General features: G+C 43.2%; 21 protein-coding genes and 1 pseudogene. 18 read left to right on the top strand and 4 right to left on the bottom strand.

Translation table 11 applies throughout. The annotated features are described in order from the left end of the window. The first annotated feature begins 1,363 nt into the window (after positions 1–1,363). From B3K42_RS06595 to B3K42_RS06585, 3 genes are all read left to right on the top strand, one after another. A complete protein-coding gene (locus tag B3K42_RS06595; RefSeq protein ID WP_292597656.1) occupies positions 1,364–1,525 on the top strand; it encodes a hypothetical protein in 162 nt (53 codons plus the stop codon). 1,338 nt (positions 1,526–2,863) lie between these two features. After that, positions 2,864–3,976 (top strand): N-acetylglucosamine-6-phosphate deacetylase, encoded by a 1,113-nt coding sequence (gene nagA, locus B3K42_RS06590; protein WP_110990802.1) that lies wholly within the window; start codon positions 2,864–2,866, stop codon positions 3,974–3,976. A gap of 348 nt (positions 3,977–4,324) precedes the next feature. Next, a complete protein-coding gene (locus B3K42_RS06585; protein ID WP_110990801.1) occupies positions 4,325–4,990 on the top strand; it encodes a prolyl oligopeptidase family serine peptidase in 666 nt (221 codons plus the stop codon). Here B3K42_RS06585 and B3K42_RS06580 read toward each other — a convergent pair. Further along, positions 4,982–5,329: a hypothetical protein gene (locus tag B3K42_RS06580; RefSeq protein WP_110990800.1), complete on the bottom strand. Its 348-nt coding sequence runs from the start codon at positions 5,327–5,329 to the stop codon at positions 4,982–4,984. The two genes, B3K42_RS06585 and B3K42_RS06580, sit on opposite strands and share 9 nt — an antisense overlap. A 483-nt stretch (positions 5,330–5,812) precedes the next feature. Here B3K42_RS06580 and B3K42_RS06575 point away from each other — a divergent pair, with 483 nt between their 5' ends. Beyond that, positions 5,813–6,025 carry a hypothetical protein gene (locus tag B3K42_RS06575; RefSeq protein ID WP_110990799.1) on the top strand — a complete coding sequence of 71 codons (213 nt, stop codon included), beginning with the start codon at positions 5,813–5,815 and terminating at the stop codon, positions 6,023–6,025. 267 nt (positions 6,026–6,292) lie between these two features. Next, positions 6,293–6,463, top strand: a pseudogene (locus B3K42_RS13860) (ribosomal-protein-alanine N-acetyltransferase RimI); the annotation flags it as partial. 1 nt (position 6,464) lies between these two features. Here the strand turns inward: B3K42_RS13860 and B3K42_RS06570 are convergent. After that, positions 6,465–6,935 (bottom strand): peroxiredoxin, encoded by a 471-nt coding sequence (locus B3K42_RS06570; protein WP_110990797.1) that lies wholly within the window; start codon positions 6,933–6,935, stop codon positions 6,465–6,467. 445 nt (positions 6,936–7,380) lie between these two features. Here B3K42_RS06570 and B3K42_RS06565 point away from each other — a divergent pair, with 445 nt between their 5' ends. After that, positions 7,381–8,724 carry a transglutaminase-like domain-containing protein gene (locus B3K42_RS06565; RefSeq protein ID WP_110990796.1) on the top strand — a complete coding sequence of 448 codons (1,344 nt, stop codon included), beginning with the start codon at positions 7,381–7,383 and terminating at the stop codon, positions 8,722–8,724. A 494-nt stretch (positions 8,725–9,218) separates the two neighbouring features. Next, positions 9,219–9,536, top strand: a complete 318-nt coding sequence (locus B3K42_RS06560) for a hypothetical protein (protein ID WP_258367349.1) — start codon at positions 9,219–9,221, stop codon at positions 9,534–9,536. A 257-nt stretch (positions 9,537–9,793) separates the two neighbouring features. On the opposite strand, the gene B3K42_RS06555 is transcribed toward B3K42_RS06560, so the two are convergent. Continuing rightward, positions 9,794–10,390, bottom strand: coding sequence for a GerMN domain-containing protein (locus tag B3K42_RS06555; protein ID WP_110990795.1), 597 nt, complete (start codon positions 10,388–10,390; stop codon positions 9,794–9,796). 86 nt (positions 10,391–10,476) lie between these two features. On the opposite strand from B3K42_RS06555, the gene B3K42_RS06550 reads away from it, so the two are divergent. From B3K42_RS06550 to B3K42_RS06525, 6 genes are all read left to right on the top strand, one after another. Next, positions 10,477–10,722: a hypothetical protein gene (locus B3K42_RS06550; RefSeq protein WP_258367348.1), complete on the top strand. Its 246-nt coding sequence runs from the start codon at positions 10,477–10,479 to the stop codon at positions 10,720–10,722. Further along, positions 10,661–11,374 (top strand): UV DNA damage repair endonuclease UvsE, encoded by a 714-nt coding sequence (gene uvsE / locus B3K42_RS06545; protein WP_309146834.1) that lies wholly within the window; start codon positions 10,661–10,663, stop codon positions 11,372–11,374. Before B3K42_RS06550 ends, uvsE begins: the two co-directional genes overlap by 62 nt. Positions 11,375–11,464: 90 nt before the next feature. Continuing rightward, positions 11,465–13,336 (top strand): nucleoside-diphosphate sugar epimerase/dehydratase, encoded by a 1,872-nt coding sequence (locus B3K42_RS06540; RefSeq protein ID WP_110990794.1) that lies wholly within the window; start codon positions 11,465–11,467, stop codon positions 13,334–13,336. After that, positions 13,333–13,872, top strand: a complete 540-nt coding sequence (locus tag B3K42_RS06535) for a hypothetical protein (RefSeq protein ID WP_110990793.1) — start codon at positions 13,333–13,335, stop codon at positions 13,870–13,872. The genes B3K42_RS06540 and B3K42_RS06535 overlap by 4 nt, the downstream gene beginning before the upstream one ends. Further along, positions 13,872–15,032, top strand: a complete 1,161-nt coding sequence (locus tag B3K42_RS06530) for a DegT/DnrJ/EryC1/StrS family aminotransferase (protein WP_110990792.1) — start codon at positions 13,872–13,874, stop codon at positions 15,030–15,032. The genes B3K42_RS06535 and B3K42_RS06530 overlap by 1 nt, the downstream gene beginning before the upstream one ends. Continuing rightward, a complete protein-coding gene (locus B3K42_RS06525; RefSeq protein WP_110990791.1) occupies positions 15,032–15,931 on the top strand; it encodes a glycosyltransferase family 4 protein in 900 nt (299 codons plus the stop codon). Before B3K42_RS06530 ends, B3K42_RS06525 begins: the two co-directional genes overlap by 1 nt. Here B3K42_RS06525 and B3K42_RS06520 read toward each other — a convergent pair. Continuing rightward, positions 15,924–16,856, bottom strand: coding sequence for a magnesium transporter CorA family protein (locus tag B3K42_RS06520; protein WP_006488037.1), 933 nt, complete (start codon positions 16,854–16,856; stop codon positions 15,924–15,926). The genes B3K42_RS06525 and B3K42_RS06520 overlap by 8 nt on opposite strands. A gap of 328 nt (positions 16,857–17,184) precedes the next feature. Between B3K42_RS06520 and B3K42_RS06515 the strand changes: the two genes are divergently transcribed. The 5 genes from B3K42_RS06515 to pstB all read left to right on the top strand — a co-directional run bounded on the left by B3K42_RS06515 (position 17,185) and on the right by pstB (position 21,806). Further along, positions 17,185–18,234 carry a metallophosphoesterase gene (locus tag B3K42_RS06515; protein WP_110990790.1) on the top strand — a complete coding sequence of 350 codons (1,050 nt, stop codon included), beginning with the start codon at positions 17,185–17,187 and terminating at the stop codon, positions 18,232–18,234. Between the two features lie 269 nt (positions 18,235–18,503). Beyond that, entirely contained in the window at positions 18,504–19,328 is an 825-nt protein-coding gene (locus tag B3K42_RS06510) for a PstS family phosphate ABC transporter substrate-binding protein (RefSeq protein WP_110990789.1), read from the top strand. 15 nt (positions 19,329–19,343) lie between these two features. Then, positions 19,344–20,222, top strand: a complete 879-nt coding sequence (gene pstC / locus B3K42_RS06505; RefSeq protein WP_110990788.1) for a phosphate ABC transporter permease subunit PstC — start codon at positions 19,344–19,346, stop codon at positions 20,220–20,222. Further along, positions 20,216–21,052: a phosphate ABC transporter permease PstA gene (gene pstA / locus B3K42_RS06500; RefSeq protein ID WP_110990787.1), complete on the top strand. Its 837-nt coding sequence runs from the start codon at positions 20,216–20,218 to the stop codon at positions 21,050–21,052. Before pstC ends, pstA begins: the two co-directional genes overlap by 7 nt. A gap of 1 nt (position 21,053) precedes the next feature. Then, on the top strand, positions 21,054–21,806 hold the full coding sequence (gene pstB / locus B3K42_RS06495) for a phosphate ABC transporter ATP-binding protein PstB (protein ID WP_110990786.1): 753 nt from the start codon (positions 21,054–21,056) through the stop codon (positions 21,804–21,806). Positions 21,807–21,816: the final 10 nt, after the last annotated feature.

Here is a 21,816-nt window from a genome sequence, read left to right as displayed (position 1 = left end):
GGGAATTCACTCTTGCAAAAAACACCCTCTTCTTCCATTAGAAACGAAATCAATCACAGCAGAATCGATGAAATCCTTGAAATATGCAACATATCGGGGATCGTCTATGCTGTTATTGTGCTTCTTATATATCTTCAACTCATCTTCTAAAGAGATTCGATTCTCCGCATCCTTTGAAATGAAGCCACACATGTCGCAATAGTGATATTTAAGATGAAATTTCTGGTGAAGAATCTCCCGAGTGTTGGAACCACATATTCCGCACTTACCCCTCATAACTCGATCATTCCATATACCTCCCGCGTTCATTTTTGATTATACATTTGAAAGTGAACTGATTTCCATGCTTTGAAGTTCAATTCGATTACTAGGCTATCTTCAGGTTCAATTGAATATCAACTCCATATTCTCAAAACACAAAAACAGTATTTCGATTCATTTGGCGGCTTATTGAGACAATATTCTTATCGAATTCTACAGTTTCTTCCCATAAGAACTTCCTGATTCCGTCCAATTCACTATTTAACTGATCAATAAAACAAATACTTATCCCTATAGAAGAAATAATTATAGTAATTGAAGATATTTTTATTTATGTGCTTGACTTTTCATTATTTTATGTGATATATTATGAATGTAGAACCAGAGTTTAATAAAAGGAGGTGTAGAAATGAGAAAAGTTAAGGATCCAGCTTCCATCGAAAGAGCCGTTCGAAAGTTCAAAGAGAAAGTAGCGAGAGAGTCCTTCCCACATTACCTATGAAGGAGGTGAGGAAGATGAAAGGAAGAGAGAAGAAGATTCACTACAGGGAAAGAGAGATCTACTCGAACATTGTTAAAGATTCACTAAGAAAAATTGATGAACATCAGATAAGAGAGGAGGAGATTGGATGAAATTCAGAGAGAAGAGAAACTTGAAGGCCATAGACAGATTGATCGAGAGTGAAAGAGACAGCGTATACAGCAATTTGCTGATCAACCCGAGATTCTAATAAGGGAAAGATAAGAGGAGGAACGAAGATGAAAAAGAGAAGCATGAAGGAAATAGACAGGATGGTTTCACAGTTAAGAGAGAGTACATACAGTTCTTTGATGACAAGCCCCAGGTTTTAACTCCAGAGATAAGGAGGTGAGATCATGAAAAAGAGAAGAGGAAATCTAGCAGATGTGGATAGATATATAGAGAAGATGAAGAGCGACGCTTTGAAGAGATACATGGCCTCTATCCACAACTGAAAAGAAGGAGAGGCGATCAAATTTGTTTTGGCAACTAGGAAATACAGTGCACGCCAAATAGCTGAAGACCCGTTCCATAACTTTCCAAAGGGTCTTCAGTTTTTTATTGCAGACTCTGTGGAAAGTGATGGCCGTTTCTCTGCTACGGCAGATTAGTCTCACTGAGAGCAGGGCTGAAAAACCGTTAGCCGTTACCGGTCCGCCGCTCTCCGAGAAGACCTGGAAGAACGAGATACCATACAGGGCAGTACGGATGACAATGTCAGACGATGCTGCGATTCTTCTGTAGGGGCGAACGGCTGTTCGCCCGAAAAGGAAGCCTTCTCAGAGCCACAAGGCCCGCTTCGCGGGGAACAAAGTATCGGGTGAAAAGAACGGGTTAAGAAGTACGGGTTAATAACACCGGGTGGAAGGAGCGTGTATGGATCCGGGGATGTGGTCTTATCGGCAACGGAGAACAGCTTCTCTGGCTCTTTCCTACCGGTAAGTAGCCTGCAACCCCCTACAACGTTTCTCAAATGCCCAGTTCCCGAAATAAATTCGGGATGATGAAGTAAGGAACTCCGTATGTCTATACCATCTGGCAAGCGTTTGGTTATTCCAAAAATGTCACATCTTGTCATCTGAAGGATAAATCCTCCTTGGTCCTTCGTTGTTTGTTAGAATAAGAGAGGCAGGGGATGCAAGATAAGCCAAGTCCTTCGAAAGATCAAGGACCAGATCCCGGATCGACCGGGATGAGTTCCTCGGGAACGCTGGCAACAGCGAATTGGTCAATCGCGTCTGTTTGCTAAATCCTACACTCTATACACTCATCTTAATCCAGTCATCCGAACTTGATTCAGCATCTCTTTACTTACATAAGACAAGTCGAGAGCTTCGCTACAAGAAAAAGAGAAAGAAGAAGCCAGTCTGCTGACGTAGGCCAGTTCCGACTACGTCGGCCAAAGAAGCAGCTTGCAATTGATCGCTGCTAAAACCACGTTGACGATCAACGATCCGCCGCTGATTTTTCAGAGCCGCTTTTGTTCGCCAGACCCTAGACCCAAGACCCGATCATAATTCCGCTGTCATGCTGAACTTGATTCAGCATCTCGGTCCAAAGAACCGCTGTACGCTTAAAAACAAAAACCCGCTGAACGCTGCTGAGAAACCGTCCTTCGTCTATCTTCCCAAATCATGAACCTGTTCTTCGTTCCAGAGCAAAAATCACTTTTTCTTTCTTGGTCAGACCATTAATTCAGAGAGTAGAGAGAACGGGAAAACAAAGAGGGCAAGTAAGGATCTGGGATCTTGAAAAGCCTTGAAGAGCTCTTTTATCCGCTTTCGAGACGGAATTTTAGTCTTTTTGCCAGAGCTTGCAACTGCTCTTTCGAAGGACGTATTCATGGTTTTGGACGAAGGACCAAGGACGGCTCTTCACAGCGCGCAGCGTTTCCTAAGAAGCGGATCTCCAGCGTTAAGCGTCTCTTAGCAAGCGACCTTCGGATTCTTTTGGAGAACCATCAACGGAGAACCAGTTTCTGTTTGCCCCTGCCAGCTATCACGACCTATTCATTTTGCTCTTAGATTGCCCAGATCACTCCTAATAGATGTAATAATTGAGTCATGAAGGGAGATGAAGTGAATGGAACTGGAAAGGGTTCTTGTTGTTGATCCAGTAGATGGGGAATACACTGCAAATATCAGAATATCTGGAAGCAAAATTGAATCAGTTGCAAAGACGGGCGGAGAATTCAGCTCAATAGCTATGCCTGGCTTTGTCGATACACATTCGCATGGTGCAGTTGGAATTAACTGTATGACAATGAATACAGGAGATCTTGAAAGGTGGGAGGAATTCGTTGAGACTCACGGTGTAACTTCTCTAATTCCCACGACAGTCTCCGCCGACTCAAATGAAATGAAGAGAGTGGCTGACCTTGTCTCAAACTATGTGAGTGAAAGACCCAGAACGGCCGTTCGTGGAGTGCACTACGAGGGACCATATATTAACCCTAAGAAGAAAGGGGCTCAGAATCCCTCAGTAATCAGACCAGCAACAATCAAGGAGCTCAGATCAGTGCTTTCCGATATCGTCGTACTGATAACAATGGCTCCAGAGATCGAGGGCTTTCTAGAGGTCCTTCCCGAAATATTCAAGAATGAGATTTTTGTCTCAATTGGACACACAGATGCTACTTATTCTCAAATCAAAGAAGCTTATGAGTCTGGTTGTGGTAGGATGACTCACTTTCCTAACGGTATGAATGTTCTTCACCACAGAGAGATAGGTTGTGTTGGGGCAGGTTTCTTATTACCTATGAAGCTGGAGATGATAGTAGATGGAATTCACACTGCGCCGGAGTTTGTCCAGATGGCCCACAAAATACGTGGCAGTGAAGCAATTATCTTGGTTACTGACTCTCTTGACGCAACCGGTCTCAATGATGGAATCTATGATCTCGGGGGGCTTAAAGTGAAAGTCAAAGGCAATGTGGCAACACTTGAAGATGGAACTCTTGCAGGAAGCACTCTCACTATGGAAAAGGCCGCCAATAACTTTCACAGTTGGACTGGCTGTAGTCTTCAAGAACTGGCTAAAGTGACCTCATATAACGCTCTTCAAAATCTTGGAATACACAACAGAGGCAGATTCAAAGAGGGATTCGTTGCTGATCTTGTACTACTTAACAGAGAACTGGAAGTAGAGGAAACGATTCTGGCAGGACAGTCAGTCTTTAGAGCAAGAGAAGGTTGAGGATAATTCTGAACTTCTTGATAATAAAAGCGCATTAACAGGCTAAAAAGTCCTGCAAGCAGGTTCACAAGGTGAATTAGCATCTGCAAATTTCCAAAGAGAATCTTTGTTGATTCAGAAAGGAGAGCCAAAATACTTCTCGATGTAGAGACATACTTAACTGACTAAGGATAAGGGCTCGGCGGACTTGAGAAGGAACACTTGAACCGGTGTTTGATGAAGTTGACTTAGTCTAGAAGTAACGACTATTTACCGTCTTAAGAGATGATTCCCCACTATGACTGGAGTAAGGAATTTTCAATTCCTAATGCTATGCTGTAGAATGAAGATTGTGAAGGAGGTGCGTCTATGGAACTTCATTCATCAAGAATTGTTTACTCGCTGAACAGGAAGCTAGACTACTTCCTCTCGCTCCCTAGGCAGTACGCCTCAGAAGAAGCCGACTGGCCTCTGATACTTTTTCTTCATGGCGCTGGCGAGAGAGGCGACAATCTGCAACTGCTTAGAAAACATGGAATCCCCAGGATTGTGAGTGAGATGGCTGATTTTCCATTCATTACGATCTCACCACAATGTCCGGAGAATGACTGGTGGCTTAACAGACTTCAAGATCTGAAATTCCTGCTGGATACTGTCGTAAAACAGTATAGAGTCGACACTTCTAAGATGTACCTCACAGGACTTTCAATGGGAGGGTTTGGAACCTGGCACATGGCTGTGGAGTATCCGGATCTCTTTGCGGCAATAGCACCGGTTTGCGGGGGTGGCCTGGGAATCCTGGGCTTCCCGGAGAGAGTGCTAGAAATCAAGGATTTACCTATTTGGGCCTTCCATGGCGGAAAGGACAACATAGTTTCAGTCGAAGAAAGCAGGACACTTATTAGAACACTGAAAGATGCCGGAGGAAAGCCTATGCTCAAGATATATCCTGAAGCCGGTCACGATTCTTGGACAGAAACTTACTCGGATCCCGAACTGTATGAATGGTTTATGAGCAATCGGAAGTCAGGTTGATTTCATTCTTATGGGACTAACCTGAGATCTATTGAAAATCATTCCCGCTGGCTTCAGGTTTCTGCTTCTGAAACCGCTTTGGTTCTTCCTGATTTGTTTACGAGCCTCCATATAGGCCTTCAGGGAGAGAATCCAAATTGCTCCTACCAGAACCCAGAAGGCTATCAATATTACTAAGAGCCATCCAAAACCGCTAAGTCTGTCTCCAGCACCAAAAAAAGCCGCAATTCCGTAAATCGACGCAGGTGTTACTATTGCAAAGAGAACCGATGCTCTTATGAAGTTGTTTCTAATGTGTCCTATTCTGGGCCTTTTGCTTCTCCTAACAGCAAAACCCATAAAATCACCACCTCAAGTTACTGATGTTCTGTGTACAATAATTATACACTTCTTGTCTTGCCTCGCCTTTAATTGCGCACTGATGGGGTTGAACTTTAATGTAACGCATTTATCAGGACCGGAAAGCATTGCATACGAGATAGCAAAAAATGTTTAGCTCGAAAAGAGGCTCTCAAGTTGAAGTTGAACTAAATTCAAGGAGTCGCAATATGATTCGATTCCTCTGTTTTCTTGTGTAACATTTAGATCCAGGAGATCTCTATTGTGTTTGATTAAGAAGATAGAAAGCTCAGATCTGAGAGAGTTCATTGAGTACTGCCGGGTGTTCGGCCCCTAACACGATGATTCATATCTTGCATCTGCTGAGTTTGTCGCAGATGAGGATCAACCTCCTGTAATACTTTCGAGGGAAGACGGAAGTCTCTCGGAGCAGCTTCACTAATACTTGAAGAGCACTAAAGAAAGGCGAGAAGGGGAAGATTCATGATCTTTCATTCTGTAACTTCACATGTGGAAGCCTACAGATCTCTACTAGGAGCCATGAAAGATATGATATCCGAAATCGATGAGGTCTATCTCTTCGTCTCACCTGAGCAACCTATTCAAAGAATCCTTGAGGAAATCGGTTTCTCTTTAGAATGGTACTCTTTTATCTTGAAGAGAAAACGAGAGAAACTCTCTCTAGAAATTCCCTAGGAAATCCATTTCATAGATTTCGATCCTGAGACTGGGACTCACGGGGAAATCTACTGCAATATAATCAACTCGGCTTTCGCTTAAATAGCCGGTCATCTAGATATCGATCAAGAGTGGTTGAGAAGATTTATCTTGAGAAGTAACATCCCGAGCTCGGGTATACAACTTCTGATCAAAGTTAACAAGCCAATTGGTATGTTCTTCTCGCAAATGAGTGAGGATGGACTTCTCGAGATAGGCCCTTTGGCAGTATAACCTAGTTTTCAGAGGCAGGGCTATGGAAGACTCTTGTTAAGAAAGGTATTACTTCTTTCTCTTGACTTGGGCCTCGAAAGTGTCCTTTCAGTAAACTCAAAAAACGAAAAGGCCCTTTCTCTCTATATTGAAGAGGGATTTGAGAAAGCGCAGACAAAGGTATTCTATGAATTTGCTCTCTAAGTTACTTCAGATTGCTGATGAATTCAAGGACCTCTTCTGCGTGACCTTTCGCCTTGACACCTCTGTACTCTTTGATTAGAATTCCCTTCTCATCAATAATGAATGTGGATCTCTCAGTTCCCAAGTATTCACGGCCATACATCTTTTTCGGCTTAATTACATCGAACATCTGATGAATCTCTCCGTTCTTATCGCTCAGTATAGAAAAGTTCAGATCAAGCTTAAGTGAGAAGCCTGCATGCGATTTCTGAGTATCTTTGCTAACTCCAATGATAACTGTGTTCTTATCTGCAAACTCGTCCTTCAGATCCCTAAAACCTTCTGCCTCAAGAGTGCACCCGGAGGTATTATCCTTGGGATAGAAATACAGCACGACTCGTTTGCCGGAAAACTTTGATAAAGACACTTCTTTCCCATTTTGGTCGAGCAACGAGAAATCCGGAACAGTCTTGTTTAAAGCGACTTCAGCCATCATTGCACCCCCTGAACTAAGAGATTATTGATCAACCCTTCGCACGATCGACCACAAAAAACCATCACCATAACTCAGATTATATGGCAAAGAGTTCATGTTTCTTAGTTTATAATTCTCCTTCATTTCCTACTCCGAATTGATGGTTGAACTGTTATGGTTTTTATGGTCCGGTTTCTGGGTACGGGAAAGGATAATAAATCAAATTTGACATTGGAAATTCTGTGAAGCTTACAATAAGGATTGTACAGAACTGTTCGAAAGGAAAAAAGATACATCAGGTCATTTTGGCATAGATTTGCTCCACACTATTCAATGGAGAAAATTCCACCCCTTATATCTCAAAAGAATAGCGGCCTCGAAGAAGAGGCCGCCTTTTTTCTAAATCTCTCCTGCTGCTATAATCGACTTGAGTCAGATTAGAATGGGCATGGGAGGGGTAGACATGGAGTTTCTGGCAGCACAGCTTCCGGAAAGGATTAGCTATTTCGAATCAACTGGAGACTACAAGGGCGCTTTAGAGGAGATTGAGCATCAACTCGGAGACTATCTTCCCTCATTAGTGGAAAAAAGACTCTTGTGGGAGAAAGAGAGAATTCTCAGGCTTAAAGACAATTACCCGTACACATCAGAGAAGGCTTTTGATGTTCTCTCAGACATTTTCGTAGACTTCTCAAGAGAGGAGTTTGATTCCCTGAGTGATGAGAAGAAGCTTGACTCAATTGTCTTCGATGGTGAAGAACGTTTCGAAAGAAGATTCGACAAAAACCTTCTCTTTGTAATGCACGAATACGAAAACAGATTGAAAAAGAAAGATACTGACAGGGAAGAAACCAGAGCCTCTCTTCACAGAGAGATAGACAGGCTAATAAGCGACAGACGACCCGCTAAGTATAAAATCAATGCAAGGTCGTCGATCGCAGTCCGAAGCTCTGAGGATAGTTCCTTTCGCTGCTGGCTTCCGGTGTCCAGAATTGGTGATCAAGTATCTTCAACCAAAATTATCAGGACAAGCCACAGCTGTTTCTTGTCTCCAGATGCCTATCCCCAAAGAACCGTGTATATGGAAGCAGATTCAAAGCATGACACATTGTTCAGTGTCAATTTCGAATATGAGATTTCAGAAATCTCATCTTCAATTAATCCCTATGAATGTACCGAACCCGACCGCAAGAGATTTCAAAGCTATTTAGGCGAAAAGGCTCCACATATTGTCTTTTCGCCCCTAATGAAAGCTCTGGCAAAGGAGATTGCCGGGGGTGAAACTAATGCCTATTTCATAGCAAAGAGTTTCTACAACTGGATATGCGAAAACGTCAAGTATACTTTCATGAGCGAATATGCGCTTTATCCAAACCTCTCTGAATTCGCCGCCATTAACCTTAGAGGAGACTGTGGAGTGAAAGCCCTCTTATTCATAACGCTTTGCAGAATTAAGGGCATTCCGGCAAGATGGCAGTCTGGATGGTTTGCAGCTCCCAAGGGGGCAAGTCCTCACGATTGGGCCCTGATCTGGCTAGAGCCCTTTGGCTGGATACCTGTGGACTGCTCATTTGGGGGCTCCAGGAAAGACATTCCGGCCTACAAGGAGTTCTATTTTGGCAACCTAGACGCATTCAGAATGATTTCGAATTCTGCTTTCATGTCGCCGCTGATACCAGCGAAGAAATTCTACAGATCCGATCCATTTGACAATCAGGTCGGAGAGATCGAAATGGATTCCAGAGCAATGAGATCGTACGAGAGAGATTACTCTCTTGAGATACTCTCCTTTGAGAGAGTATTCTAGCTGATCCAGTGACTAATTGGCTGTACACAATGACACTTGTAACTTCAGTATTTGTGAGTGATCAACTTTCGTACTATCGGAATAAGTAGATCTCGAATCTTCCCGGATGATTTCGAACCTTAGAAGAACTGTCCTGTAGCGCCATTTAGAAGGAAAAGCATCCTTTATTTTTTGCTGAGCACTGCTGTTACTTCACTTCAGTGCAGTTTCTAGTATCTTCAAAAGATCAAAAAAGCCCATCTAACTGATAGGCTAATTTATATTGATTCCAATTAGGGGGCCTTTGATGAAAAAGTCGGTTATCTTCTTCTCATGATAATAATCTTTGCGGCTTCGACGTTCGCTCTCATCCCAACATTTCTACCGTCTGACGACTTTGTGAATGGTGCATCCTTGTAAGAGACATAGATTTGTCTCAGGTCTTCTACTACATTCTCTCAGAAGGGGAAAGAATTGTGATCACGTTTGAGGGCTCAATCGGGATGCAACTTCATATGCTTTTCGGAGTTCCGAAGGAAATTAAGGGCATGGAAAGTACTAAGGGTTTTCGACCTGAGCTTACTGTATATGATCCCGACGGAAATGTGAACGAAAGCTTCATGCTGGAGAGCATCGAACCCGAGATAATGTACGAGTTTTTTGGAGACACTTACTCATATCTCTACGCCAGACATGACTCGGCCCTCACAAAAGATGGCTTGTATTCCATTGAGATTGAGGCAAAAGATCCAGGAAGAGTCTGGATAACTTTCGGCAAGAAAGAGAAATTCACTGCTTCTCAAATAGCTTCTATTCCAAAATGGATTAGGTAAATTAGTGAATTTCAATATTTGACTGGACTCGCTAAATGGGAAATTTATGAACTTGGTATCGCAGACATTCTAAGTGCGGCCCTGATAGTCTTGATCTTTCTCTGAGTAAGCAAGAAGCACAAGCTCGACTCTGACTAAGAAAAAAGACATCCATTTCGGATGTCTTAATATACATTATATCACGGATATTTGTTAAAGTCAATTGCCTTGCACATTACCATGAAGTAAACTGCCTTTTCAAGGGACCAAGTCAAGCATTACGGCTGGAAAATACTTTCTGGTTCAAACACAACGCTCTCAACCATTTCAAACTGGAGAGCAGTTTTTTCTATCTGAGCTCGCAAGAGATTGACTCTGCATGATCCACCCGAAGTAAATCCCGATGGGTCGGAGAATTTCAGAAAAAGAACCCCGCCTTCAAGTCTCGCCCCGAGAAACTGAAGTTCCCTCCCGGGAAATTCTGTTCTGAATCCTAGATCTTCCTCGGCCTTTGTCAACTCTCCTCTTATTAGCAACCGTATAACATCGTTAATGGGCGACTGGGAATTAGGGATCGTTCGCCCAACAGGTATTACAGCTTCAGTATCGCATAGGACTTCGCCATTCATAAGTCTGTCGAGAAGCTCGTTGTAGTAATAGAGATTTACTCCCATCGTTCGCTGAACACCCGTAACTGCACTAAGTTCCAGCTCAAGTGCAGCTTGATGCCTTTCAAGGTTGGCTATTCTTGTTTCAAGACTCTTCACCTTCCCAGACTGAAAAAAGCAAAAAACAAGAAGAAAAACCGAAAGTCCAAAAAAGGCAACAATGGCTACTCTAATAGTTGGGAAAGATTGCTGCTTTTTAACCCTCAACGAATCTCACCTCTCAATCGATATCCAACCAATTATACATTCTTCCTCCAAGACTCGGCTAAAATACATATATGAGGAGGTCACGTATGAAAATTGGGTATCCTTGCATAAACACGACTCTTGACTGCAGCTCGGCAAGAACCTTCAGATTAGCATCCTACAGCGAAAGAAGACTGATCGAAACCGTTGCGGCTAATCTTGCATGTCTTGAGAAAATAATCGATTACAACAAAACAAAAAAGTATTCTCTTCTTCAGGATTACCTCGGATTTGGTTCCATTGGCTTCCCACCCAATCTGCAAGACAGATTGGGCAGAATTCTTCAGGAGTGACTTTGAAAATATCGGGAAGAAGATAAGAGGATACAACATGAGAGTGTCGATGCATCCTGATCAGTTCGTCTTGCTCAATTCCCCTAAGCGGGAGGTTGTAGATAACAGCATCGTAGAGCTTGAGTATCATGCCAAGGTCTTAAACCTTATGAATCTGGACAGAAGTGCGAAAATCCAGATTCATGTAGGGGGAGTGTACGGAGAGAAAAAGGTGGCTGTCAGCAGATTCATTGATGAGTACAGAGTACTGTCCAGCAACATAAGGGTTAGGCTGGTAATAGAGAATGATGAGAGACTTTACTCACTTTCAGACCGCCTGTCAATTCATTATGTGACAAACATCCCAGTACTTCTTGATGTCTTCCATCATTCGATTCTTGATGGGGGAATAACTTTCTCTGATTCCATTGACTTGTCCCGGTCAACATGGACTGAAGAAGACAGCATCCCGATTGTTGACTACAGCACTCAAGAAAAAGAGGGGCGAAAAGGGAGGCATGCCCAGACTATCGATCTGGACCATTTCAACTCTTTCTTGATGAAGAGTCGTCCTTATGATTTCGACATAATGCTCGAAATAAAGGATAAGGAGAAATCTGCCGAGGCTGCTATTAGTGTCGCCAATCAAGATAATAGATTCATTGTGAACTGATCTTGAAAAACTGGTCCAAAACAGCCTCAGAAAGCTGCTAAGCTTCTAACATAGCACCTTGTGTGCTAGAATCTCCATGAGGTGAGGAGTTTGACAAAACTTAGCGAACTATCCAGCTTCAGAAGAAACCTAATGCTCCTGATTCTTGATTCGGCGATAGTATATTTTGCATACGTATTAGGTATGTACTTCAGATACGGTATCTTCACTCTGGATGAGCCTCAGTTTTTCGTTAACGGAATATATTTCAGCATTTTTATTGTCGCTTCTCTTATTCTAAATGGAGTATACAGAATCGCCTGGAGTTACAGTTACTTCAGAGATTATTTCATTATACTTAGGGCAGTTGCAGTTGGTTATGCGGTCGGATTTACTGCGGGAAGACTTCTAAATCTGTTCAACGTGAAGTTTCTTACAGTGCCCTTCACAGTATCTACTATGGCAGCTATCATCTCGGTATTTCTCATAATATGGTCAAGAATTGTCTGGCTGAGTATCCTGAGTAGGAACCATCAGATTGTCTCTTCCGCAGAGAGAGTCTTAATAGTGGGAGCCGGTGACGCCGGAACTTCTATAGCCGAGGAATTGTCCCGTCATCCTGAACATGGATTTGTTGTTGGTTTCATAGATGACTCGCCTCGAAAGCTTCGAAAGAGAATTCGCGGAATTCCCGTACTCGGCAATACAAATGAAATCATGGATTTGGTTGACAAGATGGGAGTCGGAAAGATAATTATCGCGATCCCCTCTGCCGATGCCGCCACTCTGAGGAGAATCTTTTCGAGAATTGATGTGGAAAAAGTGAAAGTCCAGACTCTACCAAGCATAACAGAGATAATGGACGGCAAGGCCAAACTGGGATATTTGAGAGAGATAAACATTGAAGACCTCCTTGGAAGGGAGACCGTTCAAATAGATTTGGGTTCACTCAAGGACTACATAGTTGGAAGAACCGTGCTAATAACCGGCGCCGGAGGAAGCATTGGGAGCGAATTGTGTCGTCAGATAGCTCCTCTCGAACCCAGGAGACTCCTGCTAGCTGGAAAGGGAGAAAACAGCATCTATGAGATAAGGCGAGAGATAGGCTCATTGTTCCCTGATCTCGACCTATGTCAACTGATCTGTGATGTCGCCGATTCATCAAGAATGAGGTATATCTTTGAGACGATGAAACCCGAAGTTGTCTTCCACGCCGCCGCTCACAAACATGTACCTCTGATGGAGGAAAATCCGACCGAGGCATTCCGGGTGAATTCACTTGGCACTTACAACATTGCAGGTTTGGCGAGCGAATTCGGCGTTAAAACTATGGTCGTTATCTCAACTGATAAGGCAGTGAAGCCAAGTTCGGTTATGGGAGTTTCGAAAAGAATCGCCGAAGAGTTCGTTAGATCGATTTCATCAAGGAGCAAAACGAAATTCGGTATAGTGAGATTCGGAAATGTTTTGGGGAGCCGTGGGAGCGTGATTCCTCTTTTCAAGAAACAAATTCAGTCGGGCGGTCCTGTTACAGTGACTGATCCCAGAATGACTAGATACTTTATGACTATCCCAGAAGCTGTATCGCTTGTGCTTCAGGCAGGAGCTTACTCCGGAGGAGGAGATGTTTTCGTGCTAGATATGGGAGAACCCGTCAAGATCTCTTCTCTTGCAAACGAGATGATCACACTGGCAGGATACGTGCCCCAGCAAGAAATAGAAATAAAGTACACAGGAGTTCGACCAGGCGAGAAATTATTCGAGGAACTTGTCCTTTCAAACGAAGAATTTATTCAGACGAAGCATCCAAAGATTTTCCGCCTCAAGACAAAGGAAGCAATGGATGAAAAGACCTTACTTTCGATAGCCAGTCGCCTTAGGGTAGCCGTTGATAACAACGATTTTGAAGAGCTGAACAAAATAACGGCCGAAATAGTTGACGATGCCACAGTTAAAATAAGTGCCGGGTGTGATTTTCGATGAGATGGTATGTTGAATTCGGCAGGGACTTTCCCTTTATTTCTGCAATGATTCAGTTCTCGATTCTCGGCACTCTAGGCGATTGTGTCAGTGTAAAGATTGCAGGTTCTAAGGCAAACTTCTCTTTTTCCCTAATGGTTTTGAAGGCACTAGAATGGGCTTTCCTGGCGATCTTCATAAAAATTGCGTTCATCGGTTACGAAGGATTCGTATCTTCTTTAGTGATAAACAGAATCCTGCCACGAGTCTTTTTAGAAAACGTACTCCTAAATGCAATCACTCGTTCTCTATCAATGAATCTTCAATTTGGAGTTTTCTTAGTCATTTTCCATAGGTTGCTTGATAATCTTGTTCTTCAGATCAGGAATTGGAAGAACCTTGACAAGGCTCTGTTGTCTTTGGTGTGGTTCTGGATACCGGCCCACACACTTACATTCGTATTGCCGAAGGACTTTCAGGTTGGTTTGGCTGCGCTGTGGTCATTTATGCTAGGTCTTCTACTCTCTCTCTTTTCTAAATCTCCCCAGGAGGTGAAGTAATGTTCATTCCCCTTTCCAAACCCGACGTGACTGAAAAGGAAATCACCGCTGTTACCGATCTCATGAGTAGTGGAATCTTATCTATCGGCCCTAAAGTTGCAGAGTTTGAAGAAAGATTCGCAGAATATATCGGGGTCGAACATGCGGTTGCAGTTAACAGCGGGACCAGCGCCCTTCATCTCATTGTTCGATCTCTCAACTTGAAACAGGGCCAGACGGTAATCACAAGTTCATTCACTTTTGTGTCTTCAGCCAATGTTGCAATATACGAAGGTGCCGTTCCTGTTTTCGCAGATATTGACGAGGCAACATACAACATCTCTCCAGAGACGTTGGAAGACGCTCTAGGTTATTACTCGAAAAACGGTCTGAATACAGGTCAAATCAAGTTAAGACCCTTCATTCCTGATGTTTTCATGGCTGTCGATATTTTTGGTCACCCCCTTGAATGGGACGGGATAGAAGGTGTCTGTAATAGACATGGCGTAAAAATCGTAGAGGATTCTTGTGAGGCGCTGGGAAGCTCCTTTATGGGGCGGAGAACCGGTACTTTCGGTCTCGCAGGTGCATTTGCATTCTATCCAAACAAGCAAATCACAACTGGAGAAGGCGGAATAATTGTTACTGACGACAGCAAAATTGCCGAATTATCGAAAAGCATGAGAAATCAGGGAAGAGGCGCATCAGAGAATTGGCTTGAACATGTGAGGTTGGGCTACAATTATCGGATGGACGAGATGTCGGCAGCACTGGGTATAGAGCAGCTGAAAAGGATTGATGAAATTCTGGCAAAGCGGCAGAGAGTGGCCGACAGATACGAGAAATTGCTTTCAAAGATTGATGGAGTAGAGACTCCCTTTGTGGCAGATTATGCTACAAGTATCGGCTGGTTCGTATATGTCATAAGGCTTGATGAAAAGATAGAGAGAGATAACTTCATGAGACACCTTATTGACAATGGCGTTCAGTGCAGAGACTATTTCAGACCTATCCATCTTCAACCCTTTTATATGACAAAGTTCGGATTCAAGAATGGCATGTTTCCTGTAACTGAAGAGCTTGCAAGAAGAACGGTTGCTATCCCTTTCTTCAATAATCTGTCTGAAGAAGAACAGCAGTTCGTTGCTCACACTATTGAAAAGGCTTTGGAGTACAACTGATGATGGCTTTTGTCTACGCTTTAGTTCTTTCAGCCGTACTATGTTTCCTTTTTCGGAGGGTTGGCTTAGAACTAGATCTAGTAGACAGGCCTTCGGGTACTCTAAAGCCCCACGAAAAACCGATTAGCTATGTGGGTGGAACTGCGATTCTCCTTGCGCTTGTTCCTTGGCTAATTCAGAGTCCTGAATTCTTCCCCGCAATAATCATCATGTGGGCTCTAGGCTTTGCGGACGACATAAGAAGCATATCACCAAAGATCAGACTGACAGTGGAAGTCCTAGTCGGATTCGCCGTGGCATTCATAATCTACGGTTTTTCGACAGTTGATTCGATAATACTCTCCATCATCTTTGCAGGAACGGTTAACGCCTATAATATGGTGGATGGACTTGACGGCATATGCTCAACTAATATGATTGTTTTTGGAGTGTTCGCTTTCTTCACGGGGTTTGTACCTCTTATGTCTCTTGCAGTTGCTGGCGTTTATGCCGGATACTTGATCTTTAATTTTCCTCCCGCAAGGCTTTTTATGGGGGACCAGGGATCATACATCGCTGGAACATTCGTGGGAACGTTACTCATACAGTCTTGGGGAAGTCAGAACTTCGTTCGAATTGCCGCTATTTGCTGGCCCGTAGTTCTTGACCTATTTGTGGGCTTCTTGAGAAGATCTATTGCAAAGAAATCACCTTTCGCAGGCGATAGGGACCATTACTACGACAAGATATTCAAACTCTCAGGAAATAGAAAGAAAGTCACGCTCCTTATTTCAACAGGCATTGCGCTCTCTTACGCATTTGTGGGGGCCTTTATTCCAGTAATATTCATCCCCCCTGTTCTTTTGGCGGCTTCGCTAGTTCAGATTTTTTCCCTAGGATCACTTCATTCTACTACTTGAACCATCTTATCTTGAATAGTACAAAACCAACCAGGAAGGCAGCAAGTCCCGACAAACCCATAGACCAGTAGAAAATCGTACTGCTCTCCATAAAGGGGAGTTTAACATTCATTCCATAGATCGACGCTACCAGCGTCGGAATCTGAAGAGAGAGCGTCACTATCGTTAATATCTTCATAACTACGTTGAGATTATTGGAGATCACAGAAGCAAAGGCATCCATCATTCCTGTCAAAATGTCGCTATAAATGTTCGCCATCTCTATAGCCTGTCTATTCTCGATAGAGATGTCTTCAAATAGCTCTTCATCTTCTTCATAGAGCGTCAGTATGTTTGCTCTCTTGAGCTTCTCAAACATTAGCTCGTTTGATCTAAGAGATGTCGTGAAGAAAACTAAAGATTTTTCGAGATTCAACATCGCCACAAGTTCTTGATTCCTGGTAGATCTGTGTAGTTCGGACTCGATCTCATTTGACAGTCTCCTGATTTCCTTGAGATACCTCAGGTAATAAACAGTTGCTCTGTCAAAAATTCTAAGAAGAAAGCGGTTTCGTTTCTTTGTGGAAATATCCTTAACCCGTCCTTCGACTATGTCCGATACAATTGCGTTTTCCGAACCGCTTATCGTGACAAAATAACCGGATTTCATTGCAATTCCGAGAGTCGTCGTTTTGTATGGAACGGTTTCGTCTGCAGTATCTAAATATGGCAGTTTGGTAATCACGTAGATTAAATCCTCATCCTGCTCGAATCTTGCCCTTTCTTCCTGATCTAAAGCATCGTACACAAAATCCTCGTCGATTTCTAAACTCTTAAGAAAAGCGATGTCTCCACTATCTGGCGATACAACATTGATCCAGCAGCCTTCTACTGGTGAATCTATTGTATTCATTCTTCCATTCTCGGAAATCAAAATCTCGCGCACATCGGTCCCCCCTTTTTAAGTACTTCATCTTTCTTTTGTCACTTAGAAGGAGGTCTCAACGGGCGAATCAAATCAAAGTGGCGGTTCACTCTCACTACTGTATAATTCCATATCACTCACCTCCGCTCTGAGATTATATCATAACGCAGTTGAACACCGTTATTTTGACCGCTAAAAGCTATTCCAACACTTCTCATGTATCTTGTCATCCATCAATGGACGAGATTTCAAAAACCCCCTCAATAAGAATCAAGATTCTTTTTCCGTTATAATCATTATGTGTCCATTTATTCGCAGATCCAACGACACCATAAAGGAGATGAGCGCGTTGAAAAAATACATGCTTCTTCTGTTTCTTCTGATAATTGGTCAGGTTTTTTCAGTCTATTTGAACGATATTTCGCGCGATGGAGTTACCGTAAGCTGGTTCACCGAAGAACCCTCCACTTCTTATTTAATAGTCTACGATGGCTCCAATGAATCTATTCATTCAGATGAGGAAGTGACTCTTCACAGATTCCGGGTATCTGGACTCCTTCCTGGAATGGGCTATGCTTACACTGTTAAGAGTGAAAAGGATGGAGAAGTCATTTACAAAGGCAACGGGATACTGACAACCGCACCTAACAGAAACACACCATTCAGTTTTGCTGCTTACGGGGATAGCAGAAACAACTATGTCGTTCACTCTGAGATAGTCAATGGAATAGCTAGTGAAAACGTTCCTCTAGTAATCCACACGGGTGATATCGTCTCGACCGACGATGCTATTGAAGAATGGATAAACTTTTTCGAAGTCACCGAAATATTATCTGACAGTGTACTCTACAGTGTTATTGGAAACCACGAGTCTGAAGCCATAAACTATTTGAAATTCTTTGCTTTCCCAGGAAATGAAAGATATTATAGCCTATGGTACGGTGATATCTTCTTCATATTTTTGAACACAAATGAAGCCTTCGATAAGTATTCACAGCAATACGTTTGGCTTCTAACACAGCTGGAGGAGGCGGAAGAAGAAGATCCTGCACATATAGTAGTTTGCTTACACCACCCTCCGTACAGTTACGGCTCTCATGGAGACCATCTGTATCTAAAGGAATACCTGGTTCCTGTCTTCGAAGACTACAACGTCGATCTTGTTCTTAGCGGCCATGATCATGGCTATCAGAGAATTGAGAGAAACGGCGTAACCTATGTTATTACGGCTGGCGGCGGTGCTCCGCTTTACGATATCACCCGGGGCGAGAGTCTAGTCGCTTCCGCAAAAGCCTTTCACTATATGTTGTTCAACTATACTCTAGAAGGTCTGTACGGCTATTCAAAAACCCCGGAGGGCCTTATTCTGGACAGTTTCTATATTCCAAAACATAATTAACTGATCTTTATAGCAGTTCATCGAATTTAAAATACTTGATCTTCGGGAAATATTCATTTTCATCCTATAGAATCCTCTCTCAATAAGGATTTTATGTGCTCATCATTTACTGAATACTTCAGCATTTTCATGCCGGCCTTCACCAGTCGTCTGTAATCTTCTTCTGATCAGAATGCCAAAAAGCTGAACTTTTAGCAAACTCAAATAATCTGCCAATAACACCCTCCATGTATAAACTAATCGTGGAAATAAATTCAGGAGGTGTGTGTATGAAGAATTTTGGTGTACTTATCGTAATCCTGTTACTGGCTGGCACTATGTTAGGTTCTACACTGGTCATTAAAGGCTCCAACACTGTCTATCCAGTTGCGCAGCTCTGGGCAGAAGGTTTCAAGGCAATGAACCCTGATGTTGAGATATCTATCGAAGGCGCCGGGTCTTCGACGGGTATCAAGGCCTTATTCAACGGACAGACCGACATTGCAAATTCCAGTAGATGGATCAAGGCCTCGGAAATTGAACAGATGAACAGTGATGGAAAGTACTTCATACCATATGTTGTCGCCTATGACGGGATAGCGATTATCGTAAACGAGTCCCTCGGGATTAGCAACATAACCATTCAACAGCTTTTTGATATCTACTCGGGAAAGATAACTTCGTGGAATCAGATTGACTCTTCTCTGCCAAAGGCTAGAATTGTTCCTCTGTCAAGAGACAATGCATCTGGTACATTCGAGTACTTCGTCGAACACGTAATGAAGGGTGAGAAATTCGCTCCTCAGGTTCAACAGCTGGCGTCAACAAGAGCCGAAGTTGAGCAGGTTATGCAGAATCAGTATGCTATCGGCTACATTGGAATGGGATACATCACGGAAGAGGTTAAGGCCCTGACAGTTGAAGGCGTTGAACCCACTGTAGCAAACGTGAATGCAGGATCATACCCGATATCGAGACCATTGTTCATGTTCGTCGATGCAACCAATGGACTCCCCACAGGAGTTATTGGTGAATTCCTGAGATATGCACTATCACCGGAAGGGCAGGCAGCTGTTCTAAGTGTGGGTTATGTAAACGCTTACGGAACGAAATAGATTGGATGAGGCGAGTTGAGAAGAAGGAGACTTGATCTTTCGTCGAGAGTACTGGTAACGACTGCAGCTTTGATTACATCAGCAATTCTTTTCGGAATATTCTTCTTTCTCATATCAGATGGGGTAAGAGTTTTCGGAAAGATATCATTCGAGGAGTTCTTTTTCAGCGCTCGCTGGTACCCAACTTACGAGGATGCCGAATATGGCATCCTCGCTCTGTTATCAGGCACTCTGGCTGTAACAGGGTTGACCTTAGCAATATCTATCCCGTTGGGATTTGTTTCGGCCACATTTCTTGCCGAGTTCAGCCACAGGAAGGCTCACGACTTTCTAAAACTCATATTTGAACTCATGGCAGGAATTCCATCTGTGGTACTTGGAAGTTTCGGCCTCAAGTATGTCTCAAGGTGGTTAATGGAGTTCTTCCCGATGAAAGTGTGGACGGGACTGAATATTTTCAACGCTTCTCTGATGCTCTCTATACTTGCTATGCCATATTTCGTAACTCTTATCGAAGATGCATTGAAAGCTGTTCCTGTGGATCAAAAAGAGGCTTCATTAGCACTGGGAGCTAACACAACTTCAACCGTATTCCGTATTATTGTTCCACAAGCTAGAAGCGGGATCCTAAATGCGATCATACTTGGAACAAATAGAATAATTGGAGAAACAATGGTTGTTCTGATGGTCGCAGGCGGCGCTTCCATGATTCCCCAGTCGATCTTTGATCCAGTTAGACCTCTAACCGCAGCAATCGCCGGTGAAATGGGAGAAGTTGAACTTGGAAGCACTCATTATTACGCTCTCTTCATGATTGGGGTTGTTCTTTTAGGGATTTCCCTGATCTTCACAGTTATAGCAATGCGTCTTAAGAGGGGAATGAGAAGATGCTGATCGACAGAATAACCAAATTGATTTTCGGAATTATATCGTACACACTGGTTGCAGTTATACTAGCTATAATTGGCTTCCTTGTTGTAAATGGACTTGATGACATTAGCCTGGAATTTCTGGTCTCCTTCCCGAAAAATTCGATGACGGAAGGAGGAATCTGGCCTTCAATACTGGGGACGTTTTATTTTCTATCGATAGCACTGCTCTTTTCGGTGCCGGTTGGTATTCTTTCAGCCGTCTATTTGAGTGAGTACAGCAAAGAGAATCGCTTTCAGCGTCTAGTTTTAACTGCTAACAACATTCTTGCAGGAATTCCTTCGGTTGTTTTTGGAATGTTTGGCCTGTCGCTTTTTTCGATCACTTTTGGATTCGGAACCTCAATCATCTCGGGGGGTCTTACTTTAGGAATAATGTCACTTCCCTACATCATTTCAAATACCCATGAAAGCCTGGCTGCAGTTCCGAAATCTTACAGAGAAGCATCGATGGCACTTGGTGCGAATAAGGCTGAGACAACTTTCAGAATCGTTGTTTCAGCCTCCTTCTCGAGGATACTAACTGGAGTCATGATAGCTGTAGGAAGAATAATTGGGGAGACGGCTCCTTTGCTGTTTACAGGGGCCGCATTCTATATTACTAGAAACCCTTCAGGTCTCTTCGAGCCGGCTATGTCATTGCCGACACACATTTTCGTGCTTTCGGCAATCTATCCCGAGAATGTGACTCCGAAGCTTGAGGGAAGTATTTCCGTTCTGCTGATAATCGTCATAACTTTGTTCGTCAGCGTCGCAATCAGAAGGAGAATAGAATCGAAGAAACTGGAGGAGTGAAATGGACGAACCAATTTTCAAAATAGAAAAGCTCAACGTGTATTATGGTGATAAACATGCACTTAAGGACGTGACCTGTGAAATCCCAAAAAAGAAGGTAACAGCGGTTGTGGGCCCTTCCGGTTGCGGAAAATCTACCTTTCTTAGAGTTCTAAACCGCATGAATGATCTGATACCTTCCTACAGACATACGGGATCAGTAAAACTTCTCGGCAACGAGATTCTCGATATGGACCCGGTCATTCTAAGAAAACACGTGGGAATGGTCTTTCAGAAGCCAAACCCATTTCCGAAAACGATCCAGGAAAACGTCACTTACGGGCCAAGAATTCATGGAATCAAGAACCGCAAGACACTTAGGGAGATAACCGAAAAGTCACTAAAGCAGGCAGCCCTATGGGATGAAGTCAAAGATGAGCTGAAGAAAAACGCAACAAATCTATCGGGAGGTCAACAACAAAGACTTTGCATAGCGAGGGCTCTGTCCGTTGAACCGGATGTTCTGCTTCTCGATGAGCCTACGAGTGCTCTTGATCCAATTGCTACACAGAGAATAGAAACGTTAATAGAAGAGCTCTCGGAAAAGTATACTATTATTATAGTAACCCATAATCTACAGCAGGCACTGAGGATCTCGGATTATGTGATGTTCTTCTACGTGGGTGATCTCGTTGAGTTTGACACTACCGAGAAGATAACCTCTAACCCTAGAGATCAAAGAACAAGCGAGTACCTGAGAGGAATCTTCAGTTAACGGGGGTTGG

The organism is Mesotoga sp. UBA6090 (assembly GCF_002435945.1).
In the GTDB taxonomy this organism is placed as follows: Bacteria; Thermotogota; Thermotogae; order Petrotogales; family Kosmotogaceae; genus Mesotoga.
The sequence above is the reverse complement of the archived record's forward strand: the minus strand, read 5'-3'. Positions and strand labels throughout refer to the sequence as shown.